General features: G+C 71.2%; 14 protein-coding genes. 11 read left to right on the top strand and 3 right to left on the bottom strand.

What is annotated here, in order from left to right; genetic code table 11:
• Together MQN93_RS21405 and MQN93_RS21400 are read left to right on the top strand one after the other, a co-directional pair.
• Positions 1–622: cytochrome c oxidase subunit I (locus tag MQN93_RS21405; protein WP_242710820.1), on the top strand; the 622-nt coding region annotated here is incomplete at its 5' end.
• Positions 619–954: a hypothetical protein gene (locus tag MQN93_RS21400; protein WP_242710819.1), complete on the top strand. Its 336-nt coding sequence runs from the start codon at positions 619–621 to the stop codon at positions 952–954. The genes MQN93_RS21405 and MQN93_RS21400, both read left to right, overlap by 4 nt.
• Before the next feature lie 7 nt (positions 955–961).
• Here MQN93_RS21400 and MQN93_RS21395 read toward each other — a convergent pair whose 3' ends face one another.
• Complete coding sequence (locus MQN93_RS21395) at positions 962–2,929, bottom strand: RICIN domain-containing protein (RefSeq protein WP_242710818.1); 1,968 nt, start codon at positions 2,927–2,929, stop codon at positions 962–964.
• 197 nt (positions 2,930–3,126) lie between these two features.
• Here MQN93_RS21395 and MQN93_RS21390 point away from each other — a divergent pair, with 197 nt between their 5' ends.
• Positions 3,127–4,374: a glycosyltransferase gene (locus MQN93_RS21390; RefSeq protein ID WP_242710838.1), complete on the top strand. Its 1,248-nt coding sequence runs from the start codon at positions 3,127–3,129 to the stop codon at positions 4,372–4,374.
• Here the strand turns inward: MQN93_RS21390 and MQN93_RS21385 are convergent.
• Positions 4,371–5,045, bottom strand: a complete 675-nt coding sequence (locus MQN93_RS21385; protein ID WP_242710817.1) for a TetR/AcrR family transcriptional regulator — start codon at positions 5,043–5,045, stop codon at positions 4,371–4,373. The two genes, MQN93_RS21390 and MQN93_RS21385, sit on opposite strands and share 4 nt — an antisense overlap.
• Before the next feature lie 182 nt (positions 5,046–5,227).
• Between MQN93_RS21385 and MQN93_RS21380 the strand changes: the two genes are divergently transcribed.
• The gene (locus MQN93_RS21380) at positions 5,228–6,481 is read left to right on the top strand and encodes a YncE family protein (protein ID WP_242710816.1); all 1,254 of its coding nucleotides are present in this window, start codon (positions 5,228–5,230) and stop codon (positions 6,479–6,481) included.
• Positions 6,482–6,578: 97 nt separating this feature from the next.
• On the opposite strand, the gene MQN93_RS21375 is transcribed toward MQN93_RS21380, so the two are convergent.
• The gene (locus MQN93_RS21375; RefSeq protein WP_242710815.1) at positions 6,579–8,552 is read right to left on the bottom strand and encodes an elongation factor G; all 1,974 of its coding nucleotides are present in this window, start codon (positions 8,550–8,552) and stop codon (positions 6,579–6,581) included.
• A gap of 229 nt (positions 8,553–8,781) precedes the next feature.
• On the opposite strand from MQN93_RS21375, the gene MQN93_RS21370 reads away from it, so the two are divergent.
• The 7 genes from MQN93_RS21370 (at position 8,782) to MQN93_RS21340 (ending at position 16,731) form a co-directional block, all read left to right on the top strand.
• Positions 8,782–9,252 carry a (2Fe-2S)-binding protein gene (locus tag MQN93_RS21370; RefSeq protein ID WP_016430686.1) on the top strand — a complete coding sequence of 157 codons (471 nt, stop codon included), beginning with the start codon at positions 8,782–8,784 and terminating at the stop codon, positions 9,250–9,252.
• Complete coding sequence (locus MQN93_RS21365; RefSeq protein ID WP_242710814.1) at positions 9,249–11,612, top strand: xanthine dehydrogenase family protein molybdopterin-binding subunit; 2,364 nt, start codon at positions 9,249–9,251, stop codon at positions 11,610–11,612. Before MQN93_RS21370 ends, MQN93_RS21365 begins: the two co-directional genes overlap by 4 nt.
• A complete protein-coding gene (locus MQN93_RS21360; protein WP_242710813.1) occupies positions 11,609–12,463 on the top strand; it encodes an FAD binding domain-containing protein in 855 nt (284 codons plus the stop codon). Before MQN93_RS21365 ends, MQN93_RS21360 begins: the two co-directional genes overlap by 4 nt.
• A 54-nt stretch (positions 12,464–12,517) precedes the next feature.
• On the top strand, positions 12,518–13,375 hold the full coding sequence (locus MQN93_RS21355; RefSeq protein WP_037779961.1) for an AAA family ATPase: 858 nt from the start codon (positions 12,518–12,520) through the stop codon (positions 13,373–13,375).
• A gap of 431 nt (positions 13,376–13,806) precedes the next feature.
• Complete coding sequence (locus MQN93_RS21350) at positions 13,807–14,925, top strand: vWA domain-containing protein (protein ID WP_308404359.1); 1,119 nt, start codon at positions 13,807–13,809, stop codon at positions 14,923–14,925.
• Positions 14,918–16,018 (top strand): XdhC family protein, encoded by a 1,101-nt coding sequence (locus MQN93_RS21345; protein WP_016430691.1) that lies wholly within the window; start codon positions 14,918–14,920, stop codon positions 16,016–16,018. The genes MQN93_RS21350 and MQN93_RS21345 overlap by 8 nt, the downstream gene beginning before the upstream one ends.
• A 35-nt stretch (positions 16,019–16,053) precedes the next feature.
• Positions 16,054–16,731: an SRPBCC family protein gene (locus tag MQN93_RS21340; protein WP_242710811.1), complete on the top strand. Its 678-nt coding sequence runs from the start codon at positions 16,054–16,056 to the stop codon at positions 16,729–16,731.
• The last annotated feature ends 16 nt before the right edge of the window (positions 16,732–16,747 follow it).

Below are 16,747 nucleotides of genomic sequence, written 5' to 3'. Positions count from 1 at the left end.
TTTCGAGACCCCGATGCTCTGGGCCACCGGCTTTCTCGTGACGTTCCTGTTCGGCGGTCTGACGGGCGTGATGCTCGCCTCTCCCCCGATCGACTTCCATCTCTCGGACTCGTACTTCGTGGTGGCGCACTTCCACTACGTCGTCTTCGGCACGGTCGTCTTCGCGATGTTCTCCGGCTTCCACTTCTGGTGGCCCAAGTTCACCGGCAGGATGCTCGACGAGCGCCTCGGCAAGCTCACCTTCTGGACGCTGTTCATCGGCTTCCACGGCACGTTCCTGGTCCAGCACTGGCTGGGCGCGAACGGCATGCAGCGGCGTATTCCCGACTATCTGGCGGTGGAAGGGCTGACGACGCTCAACACGGTGTCGACGATCTTCTCGTTCCTGCTCGGATCGTCGCTGCTGCCCTTCCTCTACAACGTCTGGAAGACCGCGAAGTACGGCGAGAAGGTAGAGGCCGACGACCCGTGGGGTTACGGCCGCTCGCTGGAGTGGGCCACGTCCTGCCCGCCGCCGCGCCACAACTTCCTCACCCTGCCGCGGATCCGCAGCGAATCCCCGGCGTTCGACCTGCACCACCTCCAAGGACCGGCTCCGGAGAGGGAGTTGACCGCGCCATGAGCAGTGAGGACGCCCAGGTGCTCCTCAACGAGATCGAGGGGCATCTGCTGATCGCCGCCACACGTGAGGAGGGCCGTACGGCCGCGGCGCGGTTCAGCGCCCCCTTCGACTGGCTGCCCCAGGACCGGCGCGAGGAGGTGGAGCGCCGGTTCGAGAGGGAGTACCTCGCACTCGCCCGCGCCTCGTGGCAGCACACCGCGGAGCGTGCCGCCGAGGTCCGGGGCGAGTACGAGAAGACCTACCGCGCCCTGCGGCGCCGCCTACTGGCCGGCTGGCTGCTGGCGTGCGCGGCGGTCGTGGCCGTCGGACTCCTGGTGTTTCCGCCCGCCTAGGCAGCCACTACGACAACGTCCACTTCTGGTTGCTCTGGCCGTTGCAGCTCCACAGCACCAGCTTGCTGCCGTTGGCCGTGCCGTTGTCATACGCGTCCAGGCAGAGCCCGGCGTGGACATTGGTGATCGTGCCGTCGCCGTTGACGGTCCACTTCTGGTTGTCCTGGCCGTTGCAGTCCCAGATCACGACCTTCGTACCGTTGGTCGTGCCGAGGTTGTACGCGTCGAGGCACTTGTTGCCGTAGAGCACGAACTCCTTGCGGGAGGTGTACGTCCATGCCTGGTTCTGGCCGCCGTTGCAGTCCCACAGCTGGGCCTGGGTGCCGTTGGTGACGGTGTTGTCGTCGATGTCGAGGCAGCGTCCGGACTGGGCGCCGACGACCTGGCTGCCGTTCGCTCCCGGCAGCGGGCGGACCGTGATGCCGGCCAGGGTGGGCGCGCCGGAGAACGACAGCGTGTTGGAGGATCCCTTGGCCAGGCCGACCATGACCGAGACCGTGCCCTGCGAGGAGCCGGTGGGCGGGAAGGCCACCGTCGTCGCGCCCTGGCCGTCGACCTTGAGGGTCGCGGTGCGGGTACTGCTCGTGTCGTTGGTGTAGGCGACATCCACGACCTTGACGCCGGTGCTCCCGGCGACCACACCGGAGAAGCTCGACGTGCCCGTGTAGCTGCTGCTCGGTGCCTCCGTGCCGCCGGTGACGGTGAGCAGCACCGAGCCGCCCGCCGGGACGCTCGTCGTGTAACCGGTGACGTGGGAACCGGCGTTGGCGCGCGCCCACAGGTCACGCACGGCCGCCGGCGCGTCGGTCAGGCCGAGGTCGGACCAGCGGACGGTGATGTCGTGGGCGGAGGAGGTGCGGTTGAGCAGGACGACGGCGCGATTGCCGGTACCGGCGAGCACCTTGCCGTACACCTGCAGTCCGCTCGTGTCCTCGGCGACCTTCACGCCCTGGAGGCCGCGCGGGTCCTGGTCGACGGCGACGACCTCGGGGTTCTTGAGGATGCCCGCGGTCTCGCTCGTCATCGTGGTGAGGTCGTTGCCGGCGAGGAGCGGGGCGCCGGAGATCGCCCACAGGTTCATATGGGTGCGGTTCTGGACGGCGGTGAAGCCGTTCATGCCGACCATCAGCATGTCGGGGTCGTTGTAGTAGCCGGTGTGCTGGGCGAGCGGGTGCAGGGTCTGGTCGAAGTTGGACAGCAGGTTGGTCATCGAAGGCGAGTCGCCGTAGTAGATGATGTCAGTGCTGGTCCGCCACATCGGGGCCTGGCCCGGCGCCCAGTTCCAGGGGTTCTGCTTGCCCCAGTTGCAGATCGACAGGGTGAGCGGGCGGCCGGTGGTGGCCGACGCCCTCGCGACCGCGCCGCTGATCGATCGGTACGTCGTCGCGGCGTCGAGTCCTTCGGCGTCGCCGCCGCACCAGTCGACCTTGACGAAGTCGAAGCCCCATGTGGAGAACTGCAGCATGTCCTGGTTGTAGTGGCCTTCGCTGCCGCTGCCCGGGGCGGCGGGTCGGCCGGTCGGGTAGTAGTAGCCGCAGCCGTCCTTGCCGGCGTCGGTGTAGATGCCGGCCTTGAGGCCCTTGCTGTGGATGTAGTCGGCGATGGCGCTCATGCCACCGGGCCACTCCGACTCGTCGACGGTGATGTTGCCCGCGCTGTCGCGGGTGCCCTGCCACCAGCCCTCGTCGATGTTGATGTACTTGTATCCGGCCGCCGGCAGCCCCGCCGCGACGAAGGCGTCCACCTGCTGCTTGATGACGCCGTAGTCGATCTTGGCGGCGAAGCTGTTCCAGGAGGCCCAGCCCATGGGGGCGGTGGGGACCGCGATCTGACGGCTCGTCGCCGCTTGCGCGGGTGCGGGCGCGGCGAAGAGGAGTGCGGCGGACACGGTGAGAGCGAGGGTGAGGAGTCGTACGGCGGCGGCTCTGCAGCGGCGTACGAGACCTCTGCGGGTCGAGCGCGGAGGGGGGAACATGCGGCTCCTTGAAGGACTCGTAGTGTTCGGTATATCGAATATCGATCGGTGTTCCGAACGTGTTGCGCGCCGAAAGTAGAGCCGCGGGGAAACCGGAGTCAACGGGTGCGACCGGCGTGAAGTCGCCGTTCCGTACGGGTCGTTCTCGCCGGGTGCGGCTCCTCGGCGCCATACTGGCCGTCGTGCGCGTAGCGATCATGACGGCGGGATCCCGGGGGGACGTCGCCCCGTACACCGGACTCGGGTACGGGCTCGCCCGGGCCGGTCACGAGGTCACCCTGGTCACCCATGCCCGATTCGAGCCGCTGGTGGCGGGGTCGGGGGTGCGCTTCCATCCTCTTCCGGTGGATCCCCGGGCCGAGTTGGAGTCCGCCCGCGGGCGCGGGCTGCACCGCAGCGCGACCGGCGCGGGAAAGCTGGTGCGGGTGGTCGCGCTGGCGCGGGCGCTGGTCGGGCGGATGACCGACGATCTGGTGGCGGCCGCCCGGTCGAGCGACATGCTGCTGCTGTCCGGCTCCGTGGGTCCGCTCGGGCACACCATCGCCGAGGGACTGTCGCTGCCGTATCTCGATCTGCCGCTTCAACCACTGGCCCCAACACGGGAGTTCGGGCCGCCCATGCTGGGGGCTCGCTCACTGGGGGCGGCCGGTAACCGCCTCGCGGGGCACGGGGTGAGCCTGGCCGTGGAGCTCGTCTTCGCCGGGGCGGTGCCCGCGCTGCGGGAGCGGCTGGGGCTGCCCCGCACTCATGCGGTCGCGGCATGGCGGGCCCGCGAACGGCAGCGGCGGCCGGTGCTGCACGGCTTCAGCCCACACGTGGTGCCACGGCCGCGCGACTGGCGGTCGAATCTGTCGGTGACCGGCTACTGGTGGCCCTACGACGGCGACGCCCAACTCCCCCCGCTGCTGAGGGACTTCCTGGCCGCAGGGCCACCACCGGTCTACGTCGGCCTGGGCAGTGCGACCGTGCCCCGGCCCGAGCGGCTCGGCTCCCACATCGTGCGTGCACTGCGGCGGGCCGGGCTGCGCGGTGTGATCCAGCGGGGCTGGGCCGGACTCGAGGCCTCCGGCGACGACATGCTGACCATCGACGAGGTCCCGCACTCCGCACTGTTCCCCCGCATGGCCGCCGTGGTCCATCACGCGGGCGCGGGCACCACGGCCGCGGGCCTGCGCGCCGGGGTGCCCGCCGTACCGGTCCCGATCCAGTTCGACGAGGCCTTCTGGTCCACCCGCCTGGTCACCCTGGGCGTCGCCCCCCGCTCCCTCCCCCTGCGCCACCTCACCCCCGACGCCTTGGCCACGACCCTCGTGCGAGCCACCCGCGACCCGGCCTTCGCCCACCGCGCGACAAAGCTGAGCACCCTCATCCGCGACGAGGACGGGGTCTCCCCGGTCCTGGCGGCAGTGGACGGCACGGTCAAGGGGAAGGAAGCGCGCGGCTAGACGTTGAGCCCGTCGCCCCTCTCCTCCCACCCCACCGGCCGCAATATCGCCAGCAGTTGCCGCACCAGTTCCTCCACCACCTCGTCCAACGTCGCGTCCACCCACCCCGCGCTCCAGTCGTGGAGCAGGCCGTTGACGCTGCCGATGAAGGCGGTTGCGGCGATGCGGTAGTCGCGGGGGGCCGCTTCGCCCCGGGATGCGGCGGCGTCGGCCTCGCTGCAGATGAGGTCGACCCAGCCGGAGCGTCGGGCGAGGCGCTGTTGTTCGAGGCGTGGGCTCACGCCGATGATCTCCACGAAGGTGATCCTGATCCGGCGTGGATCGCCGGTGACGTTCGCGGCGTAGGCACGGAAGATCCCGGCGACGCGTTCGGCGAGCGGCAGCCCCTGCACCTCGGCGAACGCGGCCAGGACCGCCTCCTGGGCCCAGTCGTTGACCTGGAGGTGCAGCGCGGCCAGCACATCCTCGAGGGTGCGGAACTCCTCGTAGAACTGTCGCGTCGACAGGCCCGCAGCCTCGCTCAGGGCCGCGACCGTGGTGGCCCGGTAGCCGGGGTCGGCGCCGAAGAGTTCGAGCGCGGCGTCCAGGAATCTCCTGCGCCGGTCGGCCTGTCGTTCCGCCGCGGTCTTGCCGCCGTAGCGCCCGGTGGGCGCCTTGAGCCTGCCCGCCACTGAACCTCCCTCGTCACCCGATCCGCCAAGTTTGTCGTGTACGCAGTCTTGTGGAGAAGGGCGCCCGTTCCTTACTTTCCAGTAAGTAGGATTCTGAAGGCGATTGTTTTCAGATTCCTGCGCCTGTGCATTGCCCCTGGATTGGCATGTCCTCATCACACCACCCAGAGGAGAGAGCACTCATGCCTGCACTCAGACCCAGGCACCTTTGCTCCGTAGCCGCCGCCCTCGCCCTGACCGTCACCGCGCCCGCGACCGCCGCCACCGCCGACGACACCTCCCCCGCCGCCCTGCGCGAGGTGATGTTCGTCGGCAACAACTGGGACGGCACCGCCGATGTCATCAAGTCCACCGGCGACTTCGCGAAGGTCGGCCATCTCGACGTCATCCCCGACAAGGACCAGCGGATGGCCGAGATCAACGCCGACCCGATCAAGTGGATCTACTTCATGGCGATCCGCAACGGCGTCGGCGAGGGCCACGACCAGTTCGTGGACGACATGTACTCCACCCCGGACGGCAGGTCGGTCGTGGTCTCGCGGCCGAGCTTCGCCGACGTCGTCTCCGTCGACCTCGCCACCGGCAGCGTCAACTGGCGCTTCCCCGTGTCGGGTTACCGCTCCGACCACATGGCCGTCTCCCCCGACGGGACGCGGGTGGCGGTGTCCGCCTCGCTCTCGAACACCGTGCATGTGCTGGACATCGTCACCGGCAAGCAGCTGGGCTCGTTCAAGACCGGCGACAAGCCGCACGAGAACATCTTCACCAAGGACGGCAAGTACATCTGGAACATGTCCATCGGGGACGTCAACACCGCCCTCGACGACCCGGGTTGGGACTGGACCAAGGGCGACCGGCACATCACCGTCGTGGACGCGACGACGTACAAGCAGGTCAAGGTCATCGACATGCGCGAGCGGCTCGACGCGTTCGGCCTGAAGGACTTCTCCGACGCCGTCCGCCCGGCCGTCTTCGCACCCGACGAGTCGAAGCTCTACTTCCAGGTGTCCTTCTTCAACGGCTTCTTCGAGTACGACGTCGCCTCCGACAAGATCACCCGGATGAAGACGCTGCCGAAGAACCCGGCGACCAGTACGGATCGCACCACCTGGGTCAACGACTCGCGCCACCACGGCATTTCGATGAACCCGTCCGGCACCAGGCTGTGTGTCGCGGGCACGATGGACGACTACGCGACCGTCGTCGACCGCGCCACGCTCCAGGAGGGTCCGCTGGTCACCGCCTCCAAGCCCTACTGGGCCACGGTCAGCGGCGACGGCAAGGACTGCATCGTCTCGGAGAGCGGCGCCGACCAGGTCACCGCCATCGACTTCGCCACCGGCGAGAAGGTCACGTCCGTCCCCGTGGGCGATCATCCGCAACGGGTACGGCTCGGCCACGTACAGAGCGACTGGACGGGCCCGTCCACGAACTGAACCGGGCCGCCCGCACGGACGGCGCCGGACCATGCAGGCCGGCGCCGTTCGCGCTGCACGGGCGCGCCCCGTCCGAGATGCGGGCGTACCGCCCGGCTCAACTCCCCACGCGACGCGTGACGTTCAGCAGGTACTCCTTGCGGTTGAGCGGGTTGTGGTCGGTGCGCGGGCGTTCGGGCAGCCTTCCGTGCGTGACCGGTGCGTAGTGGTCGAAGGCGCTCTCCAGCTCGCCCTCGCCACGCGTGAGCCCGGGCAGCCGCTGCTCCAGTTCGTGCACCCGGCCCGCGGGCACGTCGCCCTCCAGTACGCAGCCTGCGCCCCGTGTCTCGGTCGTCCGCGCCACGGCCCGCAGCGCGGCCAGCACCGGCAGCAGTGCGCCGAGCGTGTCGGCCGGGGCCTCCAGCCGGAAGCGGTGCATGGGCTCGTACACCCGCGTGCCCGCCCGGCGCAGCGCCTCGACCAGGACCAGCGGGGTCACCCCGCGGAAGTCCGCGCCGGTGCTCGACATGCTCTTGTCGAAGCCCTGGTGGGCATGGCTCTGGCGGGGCGAGTAGCCGGAGTGGGTCATCGTGACCACGCAGTCGGCGACCTGCCAGCCGTGCAGGCCCTGGCCGAGGGTCTCCCGGACGGTGTCCTCGACGGCCTTGAAGAAGGCGTACGGCATCGAGCCGAGCTCCACCTCCAGCCGGAAGCCGATGCCGGAGCCGATCGGCGCGGGGTCCACACGCAGACCGACCGTGGCCAGGAAGGGGTTGTCGTCCTTCTTGTTGAACTCGACCGCCGCCCCCGAGCCGGCCGGCCGCTCGATACAGATCGTCGTGGTCTCGCGGAAGGTGACCTCGAGACCGAACTCCTCGGCGAGCGTGGCCTGCACGACCTCCTTCTGCACCTCGCCGTAGAGCGACACGGCGGTCTCCTGGCGCACCTCGTCGTGGCGCAGGTCGATCAGCGGGTCCTGCTCGGCGAGCCGGGTGAGCGCGAGATGGAGCCTCCTGCCGTCCGTGCCGGGCCCCGGAACGACGACCGTCTCCAGCGTCGGCGGCGCGAAGAAGTGCTCGTACGCCTTGCGGGGCTCCCCGAGCGCGTCGCCGATCCTGACGTCGGCGAGGCCCCACAGCCGGGCGATCCGGCCGGCCGGGACGGCGTCGGCGCGGGCGTCGGTGCCCTGGTCGAAGACGCTGATCGCGGTGATCCTGCCCTCCTGACCGCCGTCCGAGACGGGGATACGGTCGCGGGTGCGCAGGGTCCCGGAGAACATCCGCGCGTACGCCACCTTCTCCCCCGCCGGGCCGCGTTCGACCTTGAAGACGGTGCCGGAGACCGGCCCGTCGGGGTCGCCGTCGGCCGGGGGCAGAAGTTCCTTCAGGCCGGTGACCAGGGCGTCCACTCCGGCGCCGGTGATGGCGGAGCCGAAGTAGACGGGGTGGACGAGGGCCTGGCGGGTCTGGGCGGTCAGGGCCGCGCGCAGAGTGGTATGTGACATGGCACTGCCCTCCACCCAAGCGGTGAGCAGCTCGTCGTCATGCTCCGCCAGCACATCGAGCACCCCCGCGTCGAGCCCCGGCCGGAACCAGGCGTCACGCGTCCCCGCCGCGCCCGTCGTCCCCATCGGCACGACCGCCGGTGTGAGCCGCTGGGAGATCGCGCGCAGTACGCCGTCGATGTCGGCGCCGCGGCGGTCGATCTTGTTGACGAACAGCAGGGTCGGGATGTGCAGCCGCTGCAGGGTCCGCATCAGGATCCGGGTCTGTGCCTGGACCCCCTCGACGGCCGAGACCACCAGGACGGCGCCGTCGAGCACGCCGAGCACCCGCTCCACCTCGGCGATGAAGTCGGGGTGGCCGGGGGTGTCGATGAGGTTGACCGTGACGTCGTCGATCGCGAACGAGACGACCGCGGACTTGATGGTGATGCCGCGCCGGCGTTCCAGCGCGAGGGTGTCGGTGCGGGTGCTGCCGGCGTCGACGCTGCCGATCTCGTCGGTGATCCCGACGGTGTGCAGCAGCCGCTCGGTGAGACTGGTCTTACCTGCGTCGACGTGCGCGAGGATGCCTAGGTTGAGCAGATGCACGAAGCGTCATGTCCTTCGAAGAGGGGGGCGTTCCTTCCTGGGTGGACATGAGCGATGTGCGCATTGCTGCTCCCTGCTTCCTCTGTGTCTGCGTCCCGAGCAGTGCAGCAGAGCCGCACCCGCGACGGCAATGGATTAACGCTCAACGAACCTCGGTCACAGCACTCGCCGCCTCCCTCCGGCGGCCCTACAGTGACCTACATCACGTCCCGTGGTCCTGGGAGGGCTCATGACCCGTATCTCGGTGAAGGTGGACGGCACGACGTACCAGGACGAGGTGGAACCTCGTCTCCTGCTGATCCACTACCTGCGCGACCGACTCGGCCTGACCGGCACTCCGATCGGCTGTGACACCTCGAACTGCGGGGCGTGCACGGTCGAGTTGGACGGTGTCAGCGTCAAGAGCTGCTCGGTCCTCGCGGTCCAGGCGGACGGCGGTGAGGTGACCACGGTCGAGGGGCTGGCCCGGGACGGGGAGCTGTCCGGCCTGCAGCGGGCCTTCCACGAGAAGCACGCCCTGCAGTGCGGCTACTGCACGCCGGGCATGCTGATGGCCGCCCGTGATCTGCTGCGCGAGCACCCGCATCCCACCGCGGACGAGATCCGTCACGCCCTCGAGGGCAACCTGTGCCGCTGCACCGGCTACCAGAACATCGTCCAAGCCGTCCAGGCGGCCTCCGAGCAGGAGGTGTCGGCATGACCGACCAGGCCACCGAGCGCGAGGTCGGCCGGGCCCGGCCCCGCAAGGAGGACGCCCGGCTGATCACCGGGCAGACCAACTGGACCGACAACATCAGCGTCAACGGACTGCTCCACATGGCGATCCTGCGCAGCCCGATGGCGCACGCCCGCATCACCCGCGTCGATGTCTCCCCGGCCCTCGAACGCCCCGGTGTCATCGCGGCGTTCAGCGGCGCCGACCTGGCCGAGGGGCTGGGTTCGCTGCCCTGCGCCTGGCCGGTGACCGAGGACATCGTGCTGCCGGACCACCCGCCGATCGCCGTGGACGAGGTGCGCCACGCGGGCGACCCGGTCGCGCTCGTGGTGGCCCGCGACCGCTATGCGGCCGCCGACGCCCTGGAGGCGATCGAGGTCGACTACGAGCCGCTGCCCCCGGTCCTGGACCTGGAGGCCGCGCTCGCTCAGGACTCCCCGCTGGTCCACTCCGACAAGGGCACCAACAGCTGCTACGTGTGGCCCCTGAAGACCGGCGAAGCGTTCGACTCCGTACGGGAGCGTGCCGAGGTCACCCTCACCCGCCGCTACCACCACCAGCGGCTCATCCCCAACGCGATGGAGCCGCGCGCGGTGGTCGTCACGCCGCTCGCCGCGTCCGGGGAGTACACGCTGTACTCCTCCACCCAGGTCCCGCACATCGTGCGCGTCATGATGGCGGTCGTCACCGGCATCCCCGAGCACAAGATCCGGGTCGTCGCCCCCGACGTCGGCGGCGGTTTCGGCTCCAAGTTGCAGGTGTACGGCGAGGAGGCCCTCGCGCTCGCGGTCGCGCGGAGGATCGGCCGCCCGGTGAAGTGGACCGAGTCCCGTTCCGAGGGCTATCTGGCCACCCACCACGGCCGCGGCATGATCCAGGACATCGAGATCGCCGCGAACCGCGACGGCAAGCTGCTCGGCCTCAAGGTCGACCTGCTGGTCGACATGGGCGCCTACCTGATGCTCGTCACCCCGGGCATCCCGATCCTGGGCGCCTTCATGTACCCGGCGATCTACAAGATGGACTCCTACGACTTCACCTGCACCGGCGTCTTCACGACCAGGACGCCGACGGACGCCTACCGCGGCGCGGGGCGCCCCGAGGCGACGTACGCCATCGAACGGATCATGGACGACCTGGCCGTCGAACTCGGCCTGGATCCGGTGGAGTTGCGGCGCCGCAACTGGATCGGGCACGAGGAGTTCCCGTACACCTCGATCGCGGGTCTGACCTACGACAGCGGCAACTACGAGGCCGCCACGGACAAGGCCCTCTCGCTGTTCGACTACGACAAGCTGCGGGCGGAGCAGGCGGACCGCAACCGCCGCGGGGACTCCGTCCGCCTCGGCATCGGTGTGTCGACGTACACCGAGATGTGCGGGCTCGCGCCGAGCCGGGTGCTGCGGGACCTGCGGTACGCGGCCGGCGGCTGGGAGGCGGCGAGCATCCGCATGCTGCCCACCGGCAAGGTCGAGGTGGTCACCGGCACCAGCCCGCACGGACAGGGCCATGTGACCTGCTGGAGCCAGATCGCCGCCGATGTGCTGGGCGTGCCGTTCGAGGACGTCGAGGTGGTGCACGGCGACACCAAGGCGTCCCCGCAGGGCATGGACACCTACGGCTCGCGGTCGCTCGTGGTGGGCGGGACCGCCGTCCACAGCGCCGCCGAGAAGGTCGTCGCCAAGGCGCGGAAGGTGGCCGCCCACCTCCTCGAAGCCAGCGAGCAGGACCTGGACTTCTCGGACGGTGTGTTCTCCGTCAAGGGCTCCCCGGACGCCCGCAAGACGATCCAGGAGGTCGCCTTCGAGACGTTCACCTCGCACGACCTGCCGGACGGCTTCGAGCCCACCATCAACGCCGAGCATCTGATCGACCCGGACAACTTCTCCTACCCCCACGGCACCCATCTGTGCGCCGTCGAGGTGGACACCGAGACGGGACAGACACACATCCGCTCCTACGTCTGCGTCGACGACGTCGGCAAGGTCATCAACCCGATGATCGTCGAGGGGCAGGTGCACGGCGGTCTCGCGCAGGGCATCGCGCAGGCGCTGTACGAGGAGGCCGTCTACGACGACGAGGGCAACCTGGTCTCCGGCACGATGACCGACTACTTCGTGCCGTCGGCGGCGGACCTGCCCGAGTTCACGACCGAGCGGACCGAGACGCCCGCCACCTCCAATCCCCTCGGGGTCAAGGGAGTCGGCGAGGCCGGGACCATCGCGTCGACGCCCGCGGTGGTCAACGCGATCGTGGACGCGCTGCGCCCCCTGGGGGTCCAGGACATCCGTATGCCCTGCACACCCGAGCGGGTGTGGCGAGCGGTGAGGGAGGCCCAGGCATGATTCCTCCGGCATTCGACTACGCCCGGCCGGACAGCGTCGACGAGGCGGTGGGCCTGCTGGCGGGCGCCGGCGAGGAGGCCAAGGTGCTGGCCGGCGGGCAGAGCCTGCTGCCGCTCTTGAGGCTGCGGCTGGCCTTCCCCGAGCTGGTCGTGGACGTCGGCCGCATCCCCGAGCTGCGCGGGGTGCGCGAGGACGGGGACACCCTCGTCATCGGCGCGATGACCACGCACCACGACGTCATCCACGATCCGCTGGTGCGCCGGCACGCGGCCCTGCTGGCGTCCGCGACGGCGACCGTGGCGGATCCCGCGGTACGCCACCGGGGCACCCTCGGCGGCTCGCTCGCGCACGCCGACCCGGCCGCGGACCTGCCCGGGGTGGTGCTGGCACTCGACGGTGAGCTGGTGGCGCAGGGACCGGGCGGGCGGCGCACCATCCCGGCCCGTGACTTCTTCGTCGACTACCTGCAGACCGCCCTCGCGCCCGACGAGCTCCTGGTCGAGGTGCGGTTGCCCAAGGCGGACGACTGGGGCTTCCACTACGAGAAGTTCCACCGGGTGGCCCAGGCCTACGCGATCGTCGGCGTGGCCGCGCTCGTGCGGCGCGACGACGGGCACATCGCCGAGGCACGGGTCGGCCTGACCAACATGGGCTCGACCCCGCTGCGGGCCGCGGCGGCCGAGGCGGCCCTGGTCGGTGCCGGGGACGCCGAGTCCGTGGCGCGGGCCACGGAGGCGGCGGCCGAGGGGGCGCGCCCGGCGCAGGACATGTCGGCGTCCGTCGAGTACCGCGAGCACCTGGCGCGGGTGCTCACCAGGCGGGCGGTCCTGGCCGCCGCCGGAATGGGGTGAGCGGCGATCAGCGACAAGCAGGACCCGGTCGCGGACGTCGACGGTCCGGAGGGGATCCGGACCCGCCTGGAGGCGACGGGCTACCTCGTCGACGACGGGCTGGCGACGGCCTGCTTCCTGGCCCTGCGGCTGCACCGGCCGATCTTCTGCGAGGGCGACGCGGGCGTGGGCAAGACCGCGCTGGCGTCCGCCCTCGCCCAGGCGCTCGGCGCGCCGCTGATCCGGCTGCAGTGCCATGAGGGCATCGACGCCTCGCAGGCGCTCTATGACTGGGACTTCCCCCGTCAGCTGCTGCATCTGCGGGCCGCGGAGGCGGCCGGGGTGAGGGACGCCGAGCGTCTGGAGGGCGAGCTGTACGACCGGCGCTTCCTGGTCGCCCGGCCGCTGCTGAAGGCGCTGGAGACCCAGCCGTCGGTGCTCCTCGTCGACGAGATCGACCGCGCCGACGACGAGTTCGAGGCGTTCCTGCTGGAGCTGCTGTCGGAGTTCTCGGTCACGATCCCGGAGCTGGGCACCCTGCGCGCCGAGGTGCCTCCCGTGGTGGTGCTGACCTCCAACCGCACCCGCGAGGTGCACGACGCGCTCAAGCGGCGCTGTCTGTACCACTGGTTCGACCACCCCGGCTTCGCCCGCGAACTGGCCATCGTACGGCGGAGGTTGCCCGGTGTGTCGGCGCGGCTTGCGGAGCAGGTGACCGCGCTGGTGCAGGCCCTGCGGTCGCAGGAGCTGCTCAAACCGCCGGGGGTCGCCGAGACGATCGACTGGGCCGAGGCCCTGGACGCACTCGGTGCGACCGAGGTGGACGCGGAGCTCGCGGTGGCGACGCTCGGTTCGGTCCTGAAGTACCGCGAGGACGCCGAACGGGCACGAGGCCTCGATCTGGCGTCGGTCCTCGCGGCGCGGGGGGCGTGAGCGACATGGCCGAGGGCGCACGGTGGGCCGACGACGGGGGGCGGGGGCGTGGGGACGGGCGGGGGATGGACGGTGGGGGCCGGGGACGCGCGCCGGACGACGGGCGCGGGACGGACGACGGGCGCCGGGCGGAAGACGGGGGCCAGGGGCACGCGCCGGACAACGGGCGCGCGCCGGACGACGGGCGCAGGCCGGACGACGGGCGCAGGCCGGACGACGGGCGCCGGGCGGAAGACGGGGGCCGGGGGCACACGCCAGACAACGGGCACAGGTTGGACGACGGGCACGGGGCGGGCGACAGGCACGGGCCGGGCGACGGCAGCCGGGGGCACGCCCCGGACAACGGGCGCACGTCAGACAGCGGGCGTGAGCCGGACGGCGGGCGTGGGCCGGACGGCGGGCGTGGGCCGGACGGCGGGCGGGCTGACGCTGTGCTTCTTGGGTTTGCGCGTGCCCTGCGGGCCGCCGATGTCCATGCGAGTGCCGAGCGGGTGCATGCCTTTCTGGGGGCGGTGGACGAGCTGCGGCCCGGGATGCGGGCGGACGTGTACTGGGCGGGGCGGCTGACGCTGTGCGGCGGGCGGGACGACCTGGAGCGGTACGAGCGGGTGTTCGCCGCGTACTTCGGGGAGCGTGCGCCCGCCGGACGCCGCGCCACGGCCGCTCCCCCGCCCCGGCTGCGGCTCGTCGTACGGGAGGGTTCCGCGCCCGGCACGGCCGCGCGGGGCGAGGAGGGACAGGTGCCGCCGGCGGCCGCACTCGCCAGCGCGTCCGAGGTGCTCCGCCACCGCGATGTCGCCGACCTGGACCCCGTCGAACGGGCCCAACTGCGCCGTCTGCTGGCCGCGTTCGCGCTGCGCGGCGAGGTGCGGCGCAGTGCGCGCCGCCGGCCCGCCCGGCGCGGGGAGGTCGATCCGCACCGCACGGTGCGGGAGCTGCTGCGGCGCGGCGGTGAGCCCGCCCGGCTGCGGCGGCACCGCCGCGCCGAACGGCCGCGGCGGATCGTGCTGCTCGTGGACATCAGCGGTTCGATGGCGCCGTACGCGGACGCGCTGCTGCGGTTCGCGCACGCGGCCACCCGGGGCAGCCGTACGGAGGTGTTCACGATCGGCACCCGGCTGACCCGGGTGACCCGCGAGCTCTCGCACCGCGACCCGGATCTGGCGATGACCGCGCTTGCGGAGGCGGTGCCCGACTGGCGCGGGGGTACTCGGCTCGGGGAGCTGCTGCGGGAGTTCCTCGATCGCTGGGGGCAGCGCGGCATGGCACGCGGGGCGGTCGTGGTGCTGCTGTCCGACGGGTGGGAGCGCGGCGACCCGGAACTGCTCGGGGCGCAGATGCGCCGTCTGCGGCGCCTTGCGCACCGGGTGATCTGGGCCAATCCGCGCAAGGCACGCCCGGGTTATGCGCCGCTGGCCGCGGGGATGGCGGCCGCGCTGCCGAGCGTTGACGCCTTTGTCGAGGGGCACAGCCTGGCGGCGCTGGAGCGGTTGGCGGCGGTGGTGCGCGGGGCCCGGCCGGCCCCCGTGGAAGGAGCGGATCGTGCGTGAGATTCTCCCGGCACTGAGTGAGTGGTATGCGGCGCGGTCCCCCTTCGGGCTCGCGACCGTCGTCGCCGTCAGCCGCAGCGCGCCGCGCGACCCCGGCGCGGCCATGGCGGTGGGGCCCGGCGACGAGGTCGTGGGCAGCGTGTCGGGCGGCTGTGTCGAGGGCGCGGTGTTCGAACTCGCCAAGGAGGTCGTCGCGAGCGGGGAACCGCAGCTGGAGACCTTCGGCTACAGCGACGAGGACGCCTTCGCGGTCGGTCTCACCTGCGGCGGTGAGATCACCCTGCTGATCCGGCCCGTGACACCGGAGACCGATCCGGCCTTCGCGGACGTCGTGGACTCCGTCGCCGCCGGGCGCCCGGTGACCGTGGCGACGGTGACGGACGGGCCGGCGGCCGTCGGCGCCACCCTCGCCGTCTGGCCGGACAGGGTGGCCGGCACCCTGGGCTCGACCGGTCTGGACGTGGCCGTCACCGCCGACGCGCGCGGTGAACTCGCCCTCGGGGCCACGGGGTTGCGCCACTACGGCCCCCGCGGTGAGCGCCGCGAGGACGCGGTCACCGTCTTCCTGCACTCCTTCGCCCCGCCGCCGCGCATGCTGGTGTTCGGCGCGATCGACTACGCGGCCGCGGTCGCCCGTATCGGCAGCTTCCTCGGCTACCGCGTCACGGTGTGCGACGCCCGGCCGGTCTTCGCCACGGCCAAGCGGTTCCCCGACGCCGTGGAGGTGGTCGTCGACTGGCCGCACCGCTATCTGCGCAGCACCGAGACCGACGAGCGCACGGTGATCTGCGTCCTGACCCACGATCCCAAGTTCGATGTGCCGCTGTTGGAGGAGGCGCTGCGCCGGCCGGCCTCGTACATCGGGGCGATGGGCAGCCGCCGTACGCACGACGACCGTCTGAAGCGCCTGGTCGAGGCGGGGCTCACCGAGGCCGAGCTGGCCCGGCTGCGCTCGCCGGTCGGACTCGACCTAGGCGCCCGCACCCCTGAGGAGGTCGCGGTCTCCGTCGCCGCGGAGATCGTCGCGCTGCGCTGGGGCGGTACCGGAGCCCCGCTGGCGGCCACCGGCGGGGCCATCCATCCGTCGACCTGACGCCCGTCGGAGGAATTCATGGAGTGGAGGAAGTCATGGAACTGAACCACGAGTTCACCGTGCCGGTCCCGGTCGACGACGCCTGGCGCACCCTCCTCGACATCGAACGGGTCGCGCCGTGCATGCCCGGGGCGAGCGTCGAGGACTACGACGGCAAGACCGTCACCGGTTCGGTGAAGGTCAAGGTGGGTCCGATCACCGTCACCTACAAGGGCACCGCCGTCTTCGAGGAGCAGGACGAGACGGCGCACCGCATGGTGCTGATCGCCAGCGGCAGGGAGACCCGCGGCCAGGGCACCGCACGCGCCACGGTGACCGGCACCCTGACCGAACGCGACGGCGCCACGTCCGTGTCCGTACGAACGGACCTGACGGTGACCGGCCGCCCGGCCCAATTCGGCCGCGGCGTAATGGCAGAGGTCGGCGACCGCCTCATCGCCCAGTTCTCAGACTGCCTGGCCCAACGAATCGGCGAACCAACGGCGACGGACCGGCCTGCGGCCGGGAGCGAGGGTACGACGGAGTCGGAGGCGGGTGCTGCAGCGGCAGGTGCGGGTACGGCAGGCGCGAAGGAGACACCGCCCGAGACCGAGCCCCTCGACCTCCTACGAGCGGCAGGGGTACCCGTGGCGAAACGAGCGGCGGTGGGAACCGCGGCGGCACTCGTGGTGGCGGTGGTGGCCCTGGGGCTGAGGCGGAAGCGGCGCCATTGATCAGGAACGGGATCTC

This window comes from Streptomyces spinosisporus (assembly GCF_022698145.1).
In the GTDB taxonomy this organism is placed as follows: domain Bacteria; phylum Actinomycetota; class Actinomycetes; order Streptomycetales; family Streptomycetaceae; genus Streptomyces; species Streptomyces spinosisporus.
This window is presented reverse-complemented; position numbering and strand designations above follow the sequence as displayed.